Source organism: Methanocorpusculum sp. GPch4 (genome assembly GCF_012062385.1).
GTDB classification, from domain to species: Archaea; Halobacteriota; Methanomicrobia; order Methanomicrobiales; family Methanocorpusculaceae; genus Methanocorpusculum; species Methanocorpusculum parvum.
In genome coordinates this window covers 1-13,641 of the sequence record NZ_SIJA01000060.1, presented here as the reverse complement: position 1 = coordinate 13,641, position 13,641 = coordinate 1, and the positions used below count along the sequence as shown (strand labels likewise).

Sequence of the window (13,641 nt, the reverse complement as noted above, 5' to 3'; positions counted from 1 at the left end):
ACACATCATCATTAAATTGCCCCGCGTCGTGCCCCTCGTGGGCACGTGGATTGAAATATGGATGCCGCGGGTGTTCCGACTCTTGAACAAGTCGTGCCCCTCGTGGGCACGTGGATTGAAATACTACCAAATAAAACCTTTAGCGGGGTCAGAGAGTCGTGCCCCTCGTGGGCACGTGGATTGAAATAACTGCAACAACAGCAGATTTACGGAATGAAAGGTCGTGCCCCTCGTGGGCACGTGGATTGAAATATCTGATGAGGTCACATATGCCATCTACAAAAGTCGTGCCCCTCGTGGGCACGTGGATTGAAATAATCGTTCCCGTACAAAAAGGCTCTTGAGTTTGTGTCGTGCCCCTCGTGGGCACGTGGATTGAAATCCTCCGGCGTCACCTTCTTAAACTGCCCTGCTTGTCGTGCCCCTCGTGGGCACGTGGATTGAAATAGAGCGTGCGCTGTGGGCGTCCGTGCATCCGTCGTCGTGCCCCTCGTGGGCACGTGGATTGAAATCTTACCAAGGAAGCGCTAGCCTCTGATTCGCAGTCGTGCCCCCCGCGGGCACGTGGATCAAAAGAAGCGCCGGGTCGTACATCGAAGAACTTTCATTGAGGAAGGACTGCCTGGAAAGCCCAAGCGGGCAAAGCCCATTTGAAGCGGCATCCAAATCTTCGATTTGCACGCATCAGCCTGAGAGAGCACCCGAACGCAAGAAAAATGCGATTCAAACGAGGGCTGCAAGCCCGAGTCGGAGAACAAATCTTTGATTTGCGTATTTTTCGTGGATTTCGTTGGCGGGTCGGAGACGTAGTCGACGACCTTAGCTGAGCAAAGTGAAGCTTTGCGAGTGGGAGGGGTGGACGCTGAAAGCGGCCGACCTCAGCGGAGGCGGGTTGCCCCGAAGGGGCGGGCTCAGCGGAGGCGGGTTGCCCCGAAGGGGCAACCTCAGCGGAGCAAATCTTTGATTTGCGACCAAGGCTTTGATTTGCGACCAAATCTTTGATTTGCGACCAAATCTTTGATTTGCGACCAAGGCTTTGATTTGCGACCAAGGCTTTGATTTGCGACCAAATCTTTGTCTTGCGTGAGTGGTACCACCCAAAGAATCCCGCTCAAATCCTTGAAACATCCCGAAGATTAGGAGACGAACAACGTCCTTTGGGAATTCAGATCGAATACAAACGCTAAAAAAAAGAAAAAAAGTTCAGTTCTTCTTTTCAGAGAACTCTTCGTGGTGTGCTTCCTGATATCTCTTCATCTCGAGATTGCGGAGCTCAACTCTCCGAACCTTTCCGGAAATCGTCTTTGGAAGCTCCTCCACGAACTCGATCGCACGCGGATACTTATACGGGGCGGTCGTCGTCTTCACATGGGTCTGCATCTCTTTGATGAGGGCCTCGGACCCGGTATAACCGTCTTTTAAGACCACGAATGCTTTGATGATCACGCCGCGGATCGGGTCGGGGCTGCCGACGACCGCAGACTCCTTCACTGCCGGGTGCTCGATAAGCGCCGACTCGACCTCCGCCGGGGAAACGCGGTAGCCGGATGATTTGATCATATCATCATCGCGGCCCATGAACCAGAAGTAGCCGTCTTCATCGACCGTCGCCTTATCTCCCGTGTAGTACCAGCCGTTGATAAAGACCTTCGCGGTTGCCTTCGGGTCATCCAGATACTCGGTAAACAGACCGACCGGTGACGGATCGCTCGTCTTGATCGCGATCCTGCCTTCAACGCCCGGAGCCACCGGATTGCCCATATCGTCGTGGAGCTCGATCTTCCAGCCCGGAGCAGGTTTCCCGATCGAACCGGGTCTGACTTCCATACACGGGAACGTTCCGATCACCGTGACCGTTTCCGTCTGACCGTAAGCCTCGTAGATCTTTTTCCCGGTGCCTTCCTCCCACACGCGGTTGACCTCCGGGTTCAGCGTCTCGCCTGCCGAGAGGCAGTGACGCAGCTCGGAAAAGTCAAACGTCTCCAGATCCGCAAGGATCAGCATCCGGTAGATCGTCGGCGGAGCGCAAAACGTCGTGATCTCATACTTTTCGATCAGCGGCAGAAGCTCGGTCGCATTGAACTTCCCGCGGTAGTCGTAGACAAAGACACAGGCGCCTTCCATCCAGGGTCCGTAGAACTTGCCCCAGGAGGATTTGCCCCAGCCCATGTCCGCGACCGTGAAGTGGAGATCGTTGTCTGTCAGATCATACCAGAACCTGCCGGTCACGATGTGGCCGAGCGGATAGGCATGATTGTGCAGCACCATCTTCGGGTCAGCGGTCGTTCCCGACGAGAAGAAGATCAGCATAGGGTCCGTCGCTTTGGTTCGAACGCTTCGAACGATCGAACTCAGCTTCGTAGAAGCACGTGCCGGGTGAATCAGTTCCTTCTGATAGTTTATCCATCCCGGAGCATCGCCGTCGGTCAGGAATTTTACCTGCAGCGTCGGGCATTCGCCTGCTATATCCTCAAGTTTCCAGACATTTTCAGTGTTTGTCACGATCATCTTGAATTTGCCCTGGTTTATTCGGTATTTGAGATCGTGCGGGGTTAGAATGACCGGAGACGGGCAGATGACTGCGCCTATTTTTATTGCAGCAAGAGCAAAGGTCCACCACTCGGGAACACGCGGCAGAAGGATCATCACGCGGTCGCCTTTGCCGATATGCTGTTTGAACATCATGTTCGCGATCTGGTTGGACAGATTCATCATCTGCCGGAAGGTGTAGTATTTTTCCTTTCCTTCCTGGTTTGTCCAGATCATGGCGAGTTTGTTGCGGTCTTTTTTCGCCCATGCATCAACAACGTCGAAGCCGAAGTTGTAATACTCAGGCACAGCAATGGAGAACGTGGAGTAGGTTTCCTCGTAATCCATCATGTTGTGGGGCACAAATCCCTCGGATCTATGCTCGCGCTCGGTCGAACGCGTACTGCGCCCGGCTTTGTGTGCCGTTTCGGTCATGGGATAATATTTGCTTTTTCTTATGATAAAGCTAGAGGTGAAGGTTTTGTTCCGGTGATCTGCGTCAGTTAAAGGGCGCACCGGGAAAAATATGCTGCCGCACTTCCCGCTTTGGATCCTTTCGTTTTTTTGTATTCCCTGCAGGCTGCCGGCCGTGGAAAAATGATCCTCCAAAGAGCGCCGCATTACAAATACCCTCAGATATATCATGGGTAAATTCCCATACTATAGGGCAATGCAGAATATCCGCGTTCTCTGGTATAAAGGCGTGTATAAAACGGCACGCTTTCTTGCCTCCCCGGCGATGAGCCGAAAATTACACTATACTTACGATATCGTCGTCCCAAAGCATACTCCCTATATGGTTTTTTCCAACCACACGACCCTTTGGGACCATCTGATGATCGGCATGGCGATCAAAGGACACATGTTCTATGTGGCCGGCGAACATCTGTTCAGAAAGAAATCGACCCGCCTTGCCGGCCGGTGTCTGCTGGATCCGATCATCCGCAAGAAAGGCGCCCCGGCAGGCGAGGTGATCAGGGACATCAAAGAACGGCTGAGTGCCGGCAATAATGTCTGGATGTCTCCCGAAGGGGTCAGATCGATCAACGGCGAGACAGCGTTCATCTCGCCTGCCACCGGGAAACTGGTGAAAGAGTGCGGAGAGCTCGGCGCTTCTCTCATCACCTACCGGATGCACGGCGGGTATCTGCGCCGCCCGCGATGGGGAAAAACCCCCCGTGACGGCACCATGCAGGGTGAGTTCGTCCACGAATACTCTCCCGAAGAGCTGAAGGGCATGACGGTCGATCAGATCAATGAAGCGATCAACCGCGATCTGTATGTGAACACGTTCGATGACCAGAAAAAAGATCCCCGGCCCTACACGGGCACGGATCTCGCCGAGTATCTTGAAACGATCCTCTACATCTGCCCGGAGTGTAAACAGATGGGCAGACTGCACAGCAAAGGGGATATTCTCTCCTGCGAATGCGGGTATGCGGTGAAGTTCAATGAGTTCGGTCTGTTCGAGCCGGCGTCGGACCATCCGCTGCATCATGACAACATCGTCTCCTGGGATCACTGGCAGCGTGATCTGATCAAAGAGCGTCTGCCGGCGTATCTCGCGACCCAAAAGGATGTCCCGATCGAGTCGGACGAAGGGCAGATCCTGGGAAAGATCGGGGCGATGAAGTCGGTCGAGGATCTCGGCACCGGGAAGTTTTCGATCTATGTTGACCGGCTCGAGTTCGACGGCGACAAAGGAAAGTTTGTGTTTCCGTTTGCGGATATCGAAGGGTTTGCGTTTTCCCTGCAGATGAAGATCCTGTTCTCGCTGCATGACGGGACGTACTACGAAGTCGAGTCAAAGATCCCGCGGTCAGCGTCGAAATATATGGTGCTTTACCGGTTTTTGATCGGAAAAGAGTATAAGTAAGCGCTTCCAGGTCTGGAAACTCCTATTTTTATCAAAAATATTCAAAACAGCCTTTGCGCAAGGTGAAAATGGAGCGGAGGGGATTATTTCTGTCCTGCTTCCAGATCCGCCGCCATCTTCTCGACCTCCTTTTCAGAGATCTTTGCGAGCACTTCCGCCGTTGGTCCTTCCGCAATGATCTTTCCTCCGCGGATGAACATGCACCGGTCGCAGACATCTCTCACGAAGTCCATGTCATGGGAAACGATGATGAACGTCTCGTCCATCTCATCTCTTGCATTGACTATCGAGTGCTTCACATCGATCTTCGTGATCGGATCCATCGTTCCGGTCGGCTCATCCAGAAGAATGATCCGCGGTTCCCGGATAAGCACCTGACCCAGCGCCACTCTGTGCTTCTCGCCTTCGGAGAGCTCGGAAGGCTTCCTGTTCAGGATGTCCTTTGCCTTCTTCTCGGTAAATCCCGCCATCCGGAGCGTGATCACCGCTTTTCGGACAGCCAGCTCTTTTGGAAACTCCAGTCCGATCGCTTCCGTCAGATTGTCGATCACCGTTCTGTGCGGATACAGATCATACTCCTGATGCAGAAGGCCGATGTACTTCTTCGCTCTGCCGCGGAACTCATATCCCGGTTTTCGCATATCGACCCATTCATCCCCGACCCGCACCTCCAGGGTGCCGCCGGTCGGTTCATACAGACCCGCGATCATCTTCGAAAGCGTCGTCTTCCCTCCTCCGGAAACGCCGATGATCCCGAGGATCTCGCGTTCGTACACCTCGAAACTGACCTTGTCCACCGCATTGATCACCCCGCGGTCGACGGCGATGAACTTCTTTGAGAGATCCTTCGCCCGCACGACCGCACTGCCGCAGTCGGTGCACACATAGGTGCAGTCATCTTTGCATCCCTTCATGAACTCATCCACGATCTCTTCAGGTTTGCCGATTTGTGTGATCCTTCCGTCATCCATCAGGACCGCCCGGTCGCAGACATCCTCCAGCACCTGGGCGAAGTGGGAGGTGATGACCATCCCCATCTTCTTCTCTGCTCCCGCGGTCTTCAGCAGTTCATGCACGATCGTCGCGGTCTTGGGATCCAGCGTTCCCGTCGGCTCGTCGGCGCACAAAAACAGCGGTTCGCGGGCGAGCTGGCGGGCGAGCACCACGCGCTGCTTTTCTCCGCCCGAAAGATCCCTGGCGACATGCATCATCCGGTGACTCAGCCGCACTTCATCCACCAGATCCGCCGCACGGGAAAGCGCCTGATTTGCCGGGTAGCTGATGTCGTCGAGCGCCCTAAGAACGTTCTCGATCACGCGGTCATCCCCGTAGAGAGAGAAGGTCCGCTGGAACATCAGCGAGGTCCGCGCCATGATCTTTGCTTTCAGCGCTTCGTTTTCCGGCGCCCAGAAGTCGATATCTTCTGCGGCAAGGGTCTCTCCGCAGGCAGGGCAGGCTTTTCCCGCATCGCTTCTGAACTCGATCCTGCCGCATTTTCTGCACCGCGCAAGGTGATAGACGATCCTGCCGCCGGTCGGCGGCGTGTCGATCCCCCGGATCAGATGGATCAGCACGGTCTTTCCGCATCCTGATCTTCCGATCACACCTACGATCTCTCCTTCGGCGATTTCAAGACAGATATTGTCCAGAACGCGGATCTTGTGCTCCTCGCCAAAATCCATACACAGATTTTCTATTGTTATAAATGGTGTCGACATACGCATCTCCGGAAATTACTTCTTTACTACTTGTACTTAACATCATTCGATTCACATACATTAATATATTTTGGCGCATATGAGTACTTACTGAATATTTCCTCAGGTGTCATCGGCTAATCGAAAACACTTTAGGGATGGCATGAGAAGATATCCAGCACGAGTAAAGATATGCCTGAAAACCCTGAGATTTGTCCAAAAGGTAAATGCGGAAGACCGCGGGTGCGGCGATGTGTCGAGCTCAATGAGCCTCCGGGATGTTATGCCCCGGTCTGTCCTAACAGGAAGGCAAACATTGAGATGGTCACTTTGTATCCCGAAGAGATCGCGGTTTTGAAACTGGTCGATCTGGAAGGTCTTTCGCAGGAGGATGCCGCCGGCGTTTTGGGTGTTTCAAGAAAGACGGCATGGCGCGACCTTCATGAGGCGCGCTACAAAGTCGCCGATGCTTTGGCGAACGGCAAGATGATAAAAGTCTCCTGCTGTCCGCACACAGACGGCGGGGTTCAGCCGCACGGCTGCGGAATGCAGACCCGCGACGTGTAGCTGACAGGGCGTGCTGTTCAGACATATCTGCCGTGATCCTTTACGGAGGTCATCACTATGGAAAAAACACCAGTACATGCAATGGAAGATGAAAAGCAGCAGGAGATCTGCTGTTATCATCACCACCATCGCCTCCACAGATTCAGCGATGGACATCCGCACAGCGGCGCAAAAATGCCGCTGATCGGTGACACCGCTCCCTCGTTTGAGGCGGTAACGACACAGGGGCCTATCCGGTTTCCCGAGGATTATGCCGGGAAGTGGGTCATTCTCTTCTCGCACCCGGCAGACTTCACCCCGGTTTGTACGACCGAGTTTATGACGTTTGCGTCGATGGCTGATGAGTTCGCCGCACTGAACACCGAACTGATCGGACTTTCGGTAGATTCTCTTTACGCCCACATCGCCTGGCTTCGCAAGATCCAGGAGATCGAGTGGAACGGGAAGAAGAACATCGAGGTGAAGTTCCCGCTGATCGAGGATATCAGGATGGAGGTCGCCAACAAATTCGGGATGATCCAGCCGGGTCAGTCGAATACGCAGGCAGTGCGTGCAGTATTCGTTATCGATCCTTTGGCGAAGATCAGAACCATTCTGTATTATCCTCTCTCGACCGGAAGAAACTTCGACGAGATCAAACGCATCATTCTCGCTCTGCAGAAAGCAGACAGTGATCAGGTCGCAACGCCTGCTGACTGGCGTCCGGGTGATGATGTGATCGTACCGACTGCAGGTTCCTGCGGGACGGCAAAGGAACGCATGGAGTCGACAAGCGATGATCAGTATTGTCTTGACTGGTTCATGTGTTTCAGACGCGAAAAGAAGTAACAACCTCCACGTCCTCCTCTAAACTTTCATACATCTCCGCCCCCCATTACTGCAAATGCCGCAATACCGGGTCAGTAACGTGATCACTGCGGGGGCGGAGCCTATCAGGATGGAACGCCGGATGTTGGATACTGGTCAGGCTGTTTTGTCTGACCTGCGGTCCCCGGCGTTCTTAAGCAGATTTTTCTCTTACATGTGTTCTGCTGCAGGTGATTTTTTTGTCTGCGGCGGAGCTTTCAACGGAGTTATCTATACATGACCAATGAAACCAGCAATACAGACTGCGCGAGCAGTTCACAAAAAACCGAATCGCCGAAAAATAAACCGGAAAAGTCCAAAATCAATGTCCGCCATGTGATTTTGGTCCTCTCGGGAAAGGGAGGGGTCGGAAAAAGCACGGTGTCGGTAAATCTTGCCTATGCGCTTTCGAGTCACGGGTATCAGACGGGTCTTCTGGATCTTGATCTTCACGGTCCTTCGATCGGGAAGATGCTCGGGATCGAGGATATGCGTCTTCAGGCGATCGGCGAGCACATTATGCCGGTGAAGGTGACGGGGTCGTTGAAGGTGGTCTCGATCGCTCTTCTCCTGAATGAGACGGACAGTCCTGTGGTCTGGCGCGGACCGATGAAGGCCGCTGCGACGAAACAGTTCCTGGGCGAGGTGGAATGGGGAGAGCTCGATTATCTGATCGTGGATCTTCCGCCGGGAACGGGTGATGAGGCTTTGAATATCATTCAGTTCGCGCCGAATGTTGAGGGCGCCGTTATCGTGACGACCCCGCAGGATGTGGCTGTTTTGGATGCGACGAAGGCGATCAAATTTATTGAGATGATGGATCTTTCTGTCCTCGGCGTGATCGAGAATATGTCGGGTATGGTCTGTCCGCACTGCGGCGAGGTCGTCGATATCTTCGGAAAAGGCGGCGGAGCTAAGGCGGCGGAGCAGTATAAGGTGCCGTATCTTGGCGCTATCCCGCTTGATATCGAGATGCGCAAAGCCGCTGATGAGGGACGGCCGTTTATCGTCCGGACGCCGGGGAAGGTCAGCCCTACCTGGGATGCGGTGGATAAGGTGATGGAAAATCTCATCGCGGTGATCGAGTCGCGGGAGTAATTCTTTTTTTTACAGGAGTTAAAAACCGCGTGCGGGTTGTTCTTTTTGGGGGTCATTTCTCATGACCTGCAAATAGAAATGCTCCAATCTTTTTTTTTCTGATCCAGGGGTGCGGGAGGTGTTCGGGTCGAAGTAGCCGACATAGGTCTTGTAGGTCTGCTTCCCGAGCTCGACTTCGGCAAGGCCGAGGGGGTTTTCCACGCCGGTAATTTCTGCGATGATCGCATCATACGCGGCGGCGTTCGTAAACTCTGCGGTGAAGATCCGCTTTGCGGACTTCGAGATTGCTGTCTGAATGAAATCAGCTGTCATGGTTTTTTGTCCCGAGATCAGCTGGGGCTCCGTCCAACCTCTGATTATATTCTTGGAGAGGGGGGATAGCGGTAAAGTTTTTGCGGGTTTTTACCAAAAAAGGTAGGTTTATATGGGGGTATGCGGAGGGGGTGCCTGACCTCTTTTTTGCGGGTCAGGGGGAGCGGGGCCAATTACTAATTTGACAGATATTAGTAATAGATTAGTAATTGGGATGGGAGTTACATGGTGTGATCTCAACCCGATTCGGGAAATGTATGGGTGGGTGCGGACCCATGAAATTATTGAACCGCTTATTCGCGGTTCTTTTTCTCAGGGTTCCGCATCCGGCGTTACACGAAATCGAAGTACATCCCATAAGTACGTCAGTTGTTTCGGTTAAGATCACACCGCGTAAGTCCCATTAAAAAAAAACTTATTTCTGTTTTTTTGCGGCGACGAACTCCCGGATCTTCTGGATCGTGACCGTGCTTAATTCATGTTCCATGAAGCAGGCGTCTTTGTTTGCAATGTCGCTTGGCACCCCGACCATTTCCAGAAATTCGACCAGGACATCGTGGCGGAACTTCACCTGCTCGGCGATGATCTTTCCAGGTTCAGTGAGGGTGACACCTTCGTATTTCCGATACACGACCAGGCCTTTTTTATCCAGTTTCGCAAACATTTCCCCGACAGAGGAGGGCCCCACGTCGAGTTCGACCGCGACGTCGCGGCTTTTGGCGTATCCTTTCGTAAGGGATACGTTGAGGATCGCTTCGAGGTAGTCCTCCTCTTTCATGGTGAGGCGGTGATCGTATGATGCCTGAGGTATCGGATCCATGGTATAGTATTGGGAGGATTGGGTAATCAGGGTTTGTTTTATTTGGGATGGGATGTTTTTTTAGGCTCAGGATATTTTCACCCACTCCCGAGTGCCTTTATCATGCAAATCATACGTAATACCCGTAATGTTATTACTTCTGGAATCAAATAGGTATTATTTCAGGTTGGTACAGTATGAAAGGTAATGAAAAATTTCTGATCCGTCTTTTAGATTCCAATGACATATTCGTTATCCCGGTCTATCAGCGGGAATATGAATGGCAGCTGGAACACTGTAAACAATTATACAGCGATTTGCTGTCAACTATCATAAATAACCGTCCAACCCACTTTTTTGGAAGTATAGTAAGTGCCACAAATCCCAAAGGAGGCCGCGGAGAATACGTCATCATCGACGGTCAACAGAGAATTACGACCATCTCGATTCTGCTGATAGCTATTTACAACATTTTGAAACAAGGCATTCTTATCTCTGCTGATAAAAAATTAACAGACAAAATCCATAATAAATATCTCCGTGATGAATATGATCATACAATCAAACTGATACCTGCCGCAAACAGTCAGAATGCGTATAATGCACTCTTTTCAGAAGACCTGAGCGATTTAGAACAAGATTCCAGAATCACAAAAAACTATCAGTATTTTTATACCTCCATTCTCAAGCGCGAGGTGACGATCGACGAACTGATGGAAGCAGTTTCGCGGCTTGTTGTAATTGACATTATTCTTGAAAAAGATGATGATGCACAACTCATTTTCGAAAGTCTGAACTCTACCGGATTGGCTCTTTCTGAATCTGATAAAGTGAGAAATTACGTATTAATGTCATTGCCCTTGGAAATGCAGGAAAAATATTATACATCCTACTGGTACAAGATAGAAAAATACACGCCTAAAAATACCGATGCGTTCCTTCGCAATTACCTGACAATCAAGTTGCGGCGGATTCCCGCCATCGCGAATATATATTCCGAATTTAAGGTATATGCTGAAACTGCTGATAAAGAGACCTTACTTCAGGACATGGTAAAGTATGCAAAATATTATTATATGATCCAATCTCCTGAAACGGCAGAGGGAGATATCAAGAAAATCCTCACAAAACTCCGGAAGCTGGATAACAGTGTCATTAATCCCTATGTAATGGAGATACTGGACGGGTATCAGTCGGGAATGATTATATCAAATGAGATAATCAGTATTCTGCGCATCCTGGAAACCTATCTCGTAAGGCGTATAATCTGCGGTGTTCCTGCTCAAGGCTTGAATAAGGTCTTTATGACTTTGCATAAGGATGTCCTGCGTCAGGAAGGCAATGAGACAGGATATGTGGAAAAACTCAAGTATATTCTTCTTTCAAAACAGGGGTCAGGCCGTTTCCCAACAGATACGGAGGTTCGCGACAATTTACTGAACAGGAATCTCTATCAGGATATGAAGTTGACATATTTGCTTTATCTCCTCGAATCTCTGGAAAATCAGGACAATTATGAAGTGGTAGATCTGGAAAATCTCATTTCTGAGGGTCAGCTGAGTATTGAACATATCATGCCTCAAACATTATCCGATAAATGGAAGGAGGAACTCGGAGGTTCTGAGACCGCATTACAGGTTCATGAAGAATGGCTGCACAAGCTGGCAAATCTTTCGTTAACAGCATATAACTCAAAATACAGCAATAACTCATTTTTTGATAAAAATAATATGCCAAAGGGATTTAAAGAGAGTCATCTGAAGTTGAATCACTATGTTGCGACCTGTGATAAGTGGGCTCGTGAGGAGCTTGTTGAAAGGAATAATCAGTTAACAAATCTCGCACTGAAGATATGGCCGACATATGTGTCTTCTTTTGTTCCGGCACAAAAAGAGGGAAATACTTTTTCGCTGGATGAGGATGTTGATTTATACAACCGAAATATTTACTCCTTTACTTTTGCCGGGACAAAATACAGCGTGAAAACCTGGCGTGAGTTCCTCGCCTCCGTAATCGGTTTACTGCATGAAAGAGATGGTGCGGTCCTCCAGGATCTTGCTCTTTCATCCGAAAAAACTCCTGTAGCCCAGGCTATTTCAGCAAGTGAAGATGCTTTTTCCCCGGGTGATTCCCGGCGTATTGCCGAAGGCATATATCTGAGAGTCCACGGGGATACCGGATCAAAAATATCTTTGATCAAAAAGTATCTGTCACTCTTTGACGTTGAGCCGGGAGAGATCACGATTACCGTATCAAATCCTGTTGTATCGACTGCCAATCCCGTTAATTCTCGACAGAAAGGAGATATGTATTTCAAATTCTGGGACCAGCTCCTCGTTGAAATAAATACCAAAACAGATATCTACCAAAACAGAACTCCAAACAGGAGCGGCTGGTTTACTGCAAAATCGATCCTTGGCGGCGGCATGAACTATTTTATGTCAATTAGACTAAAGAAATGCACCGTCGGATTCCAATGCAACAATATGGACATAATGAAGAATAAAAAACTGTACGACTATATTCACTCACACAAAGATGAGATCGAAAATAAAATAGGTCTGCCTATTTTTTGGGAAAGAGGGGATTCTCTCCGGATTTCCTTTTTGTCTATTAGGCTCGACGATATAGATTTTATGGATGAATCCACCTGGCCGCAAATAAATTCGTTTATGGTTGGAAATACGGTTGCTTTGTCTGAAGTTTTAACACCTATCCTGCAAAAATATTAGGATAGGCAATCATGCAATAGATTTCACCCTCTCCTTTTTTTCCAGTAAGCAGTAGATTTGAAAACATGCCGTTAGATGTAAGAGGGAGAATTGTTCAAAGATAGAAAAACCCGCACGCGGGTTTTTCCCCAGCATTTGTCCAAGAGCCAAAGGCTCTTGAGACGTCTCACGAGCTTTCAGCTCGTGGACTTTTCCAGACGGCGTGCGATTCCTGCGCAGGCGAAGCCCAAACAGGCAAAGCCTGTTTGAGGCGGCACGCAAATCTTCGATTTGCACGCATAAGCCGGAGCAGAGCACGACGGCGCAAGAAAAATGCGATTCAAGCGAGGGCTGGAAGCCCGAAGCGGAGAGCAAATCTTTGATTTGTGAGCGCGTTAATTCGCGGAGGCGTGCAAGCCAAAGGCTTGCGTGCCGCCTCAAATGAGCAAAGCTCATTTGGGCTTATTCGCGGTTCAATAATTTCATACATCCACACTCATCCCGACTCCTTTCTTTTCTCCCATTCATCCGCCCCTGTCCCCCTTTTCGTGAATTTCGTTGATTTTAGAAAATTTTGTGTGGGGGGCGGGTTGGACGCGAAGCGGTCGACCTTAGCTGAGCAAGTCGATAGACTTGCGAGTGGACAGAGGAGGGTAAGATTTGTATCCCCATCCCATCGATTTTTTTATTTTCGTGTTTTCGTTTTTATTTTCGTGCATTTCGTGTGATGGGCGGGTTGGACGCGAAGCGGACGACCTCAGCCGAGCAAGGCTTTGCCTTGCGAGGATGGTACCACTAAAAAAATACCGTACACGAAACTGAAGCTTACACCGAAAAATAAGCGTGGAGATATCTCTCGAAATCTACACTTTACTCTTTACAAGCGTATACACCCGGGATTTTTCCTTAGCCCCTTTGTACACGAAGCCCGCCTTTTCCAAAACCTTCTGCGATGCGGCGTTCCACTCATAGTGCTCCGCGAAGATCGCGTCGATCGGGAATCTGCAAAACGCCAGACCGCAGACCTCTTTCACCATCTGCGTCATGATCCCTTTGCCCCAGTAGCCTGAATTTGACAGTTGGCAAATATGCTCCCCCACATCTCTTTCCTTTTTTCTGATTAAGGGGTGCGGGGACGCGACTTCGGCGCGGAGCGTCCCGCGGTGGAAATATCTTATGTTCAAGGCTCGCGTTAACGTCCTGCTT

Annotated in this window: 11 protein-coding genes; 5 read left to right on the top strand and 6 right to left on the bottom strand. The window is 50.4% G+C overall.

Annotated features, from left to right (window positions below; all coding sequences use genetic code 11):
* Nucleotides 1-1,203: 1,203 nt before the first annotated feature.
* The gene (locus EYA77_RS04715; protein WP_245241194.1) at nt 1,204-2,964 is read right to left on the bottom strand and encodes an AMP-binding protein; all 1,761 of its coding nucleotides are present in this window, start codon (nt 2,962-2,964) and stop codon (nt 1,204-1,206) included.
* Between the two features lie 208 nt (nt 2,965-3,172).
* Between EYA77_RS04715 and EYA77_RS04710 the strand changes: the two genes are divergently transcribed.
* Entirely contained in the window at nt 3,173-4,405 is a 1,233-nt protein-coding gene (locus EYA77_RS04710; RefSeq protein ID WP_081406724.1) for a lysophospholipid acyltransferase family protein, read from the top strand.
* 83 nt (nt 4,406-4,488) lie between these two features.
* On the opposite strand, the gene atwA is transcribed toward EYA77_RS04710, so the two are convergent.
* A complete protein-coding gene (atwA, locus tag EYA77_RS04705) occupies nt 4,489-6,123 on the bottom strand; it encodes a methyl coenzyme M reductase system, component A2 (protein ID WP_167816040.1) in 1,635 nt (544 codons plus the stop codon).
* Nucleotides 6,124-6,294: 171 nt separating this feature from the next.
* Between atwA and EYA77_RS04700 the strand changes: the two genes are divergently transcribed.
* The 3 genes from EYA77_RS04700 (at nt 6,295) to EYA77_RS04690 (ending at nt 8,613) form a co-directional block, all read left to right on the top strand.
* Nucleotides 6,295-6,669 carry a DUF134 domain-containing protein gene (locus EYA77_RS04700; protein WP_167816039.1) on the top strand — a complete coding sequence of 125 codons (375 nt, stop codon included), beginning with the start codon at nt 6,295-6,297 and terminating at the stop codon, nt 6,667-6,669.
* 57 nt (nt 6,670-6,726) lie between these two features.
* Nucleotides 6,727-7,497 (top strand): peroxiredoxin, encoded by a 771-nt coding sequence (locus EYA77_RS04695; protein WP_245241192.1) that lies wholly within the window; start codon nt 6,727-6,729, stop codon nt 7,495-7,497.
* A 255-nt stretch (nt 7,498-7,752) separates the two neighbouring features.
* Complete coding sequence (locus tag EYA77_RS04690; protein ID WP_167816038.1) at nt 7,753-8,613, top strand: Mrp/NBP35 family ATP-binding protein; 861 nt, start codon at nt 7,753-7,755, stop codon at nt 8,611-8,613.
* A gap of 18 nt (nt 8,614-8,631) precedes the next feature.
* Here EYA77_RS04690 and EYA77_RS04685 read toward each other — a convergent pair whose 3' ends face one another.
* Nucleotides 8,632-8,925, bottom strand: a complete 294-nt coding sequence (locus EYA77_RS04685; RefSeq protein ID WP_245241190.1) for a hypothetical protein — start codon at nt 8,923-8,925, stop codon at nt 8,632-8,634.
* A gap of 415 nt (nt 8,926-9,340) precedes the next feature.
* On the bottom strand, nt 9,341-9,745 hold the full coding sequence (locus tag EYA77_RS04680) for a metal-dependent transcriptional regulator (protein ID WP_042700774.1): 405 nt from the start codon (nt 9,743-9,745) through the stop codon (nt 9,341-9,343).
* 176 nt (nt 9,746-9,921) lie between these two features.
* Between EYA77_RS04680 and EYA77_RS04675 the strand changes: the two genes are divergently transcribed.
* A complete protein-coding gene (locus tag EYA77_RS04675; protein WP_167816037.1) occupies nt 9,922-12,456 on the top strand; it encodes a DUF4268 domain-containing protein in 2,535 nt (844 codons plus the stop codon).
* A gap of 9 nt (nt 12,457-12,465) precedes the next feature.
* Here the strand turns inward: EYA77_RS04675 and EYA77_RS04670 are convergent, their stop codons facing one another.
* Together EYA77_RS04670 and EYA77_RS04665 are read right to left on the bottom strand one after the other, a co-directional pair.
* On the bottom strand, nt 12,466-12,891 hold the full coding sequence (locus EYA77_RS04670) for a hypothetical protein (protein ID WP_167816036.1): 426 nt from the start codon (nt 12,889-12,891) through the stop codon (nt 12,466-12,468).
* Between the two features lie 407 nt (nt 12,892-13,298).
* A complete protein-coding gene (locus EYA77_RS04665; RefSeq protein WP_280841932.1) occupies nt 13,299-13,535 on the bottom strand; it encodes a GNAT family N-acetyltransferase in 237 nt (78 codons plus the stop codon).
* Nucleotides 13,536-13,641: the final 106 nt, after the last annotated feature.

What these genes read in the sequence shown, in the direction of transcription:
- EYA77_RS04715 (WP_245241194.1), bottom strand. Translation starts at nt 2,964, where the DNA reads ATGACCGAAACGGCACACAAAGCCGGGCGCAGTACGCGTTCGACCGAG.
- EYA77_RS04710 (WP_081406724.1), top strand. Translation starts at nt 3,173, where the DNA reads ATGGGTAAATTCCCATACTATAGGGCAATGCAGAATATCCGCGTTCTC.
- atwA (WP_167816040.1), bottom strand. Translation starts at nt 6,123, where the DNA reads ATGTCGACACCATTTATAACAATAGAAAATCTGTGTATGGATTTTGGC.
- EYA77_RS04700 (WP_167816039.1), top strand. Translation starts at nt 6,295, where the DNA reads ATGCCTGAAAACCCTGAGATTTGTCCAAAAGGTAAATGCGGAAGACCG.
- EYA77_RS04695 (WP_245241192.1), top strand. Translation starts at nt 6,727, where the DNA reads ATGGAAAAAACACCAGTACATGCAATGGAAGATGAAAAGCAGCAGGAG.
- EYA77_RS04690 (WP_167816038.1), top strand. Translation starts at nt 7,753, where the DNA reads ATGACCAATGAAACCAGCAATACAGACTGCGCGAGCAGTTCACAAAAA.
- EYA77_RS04685 (WP_245241190.1), bottom strand. Translation starts at nt 8,925, where the DNA reads ATGACAGCTGATTTCATTCAGACAGCAATCTCGAAGTCCGCAAAGCGG.
- EYA77_RS04680 (WP_042700774.1), bottom strand. Translation starts at nt 9,745, where the DNA reads ATGGATCCGATACCTCAGGCATCATACGATCACCGCCTCACCATGAAA.
- EYA77_RS04675 (WP_167816037.1), top strand. Translation starts at nt 9,922, where the DNA reads ATGAAAGGTAATGAAAAATTTCTGATCCGTCTTTTAGATTCCAATGAC.
- EYA77_RS04670 (WP_167816036.1), bottom strand. Translation starts at nt 12,891, where the DNA reads ATGAGCTTTGCTCATTTGAGGCGGCACGCAAGCCTTTGGCTTGCACGC.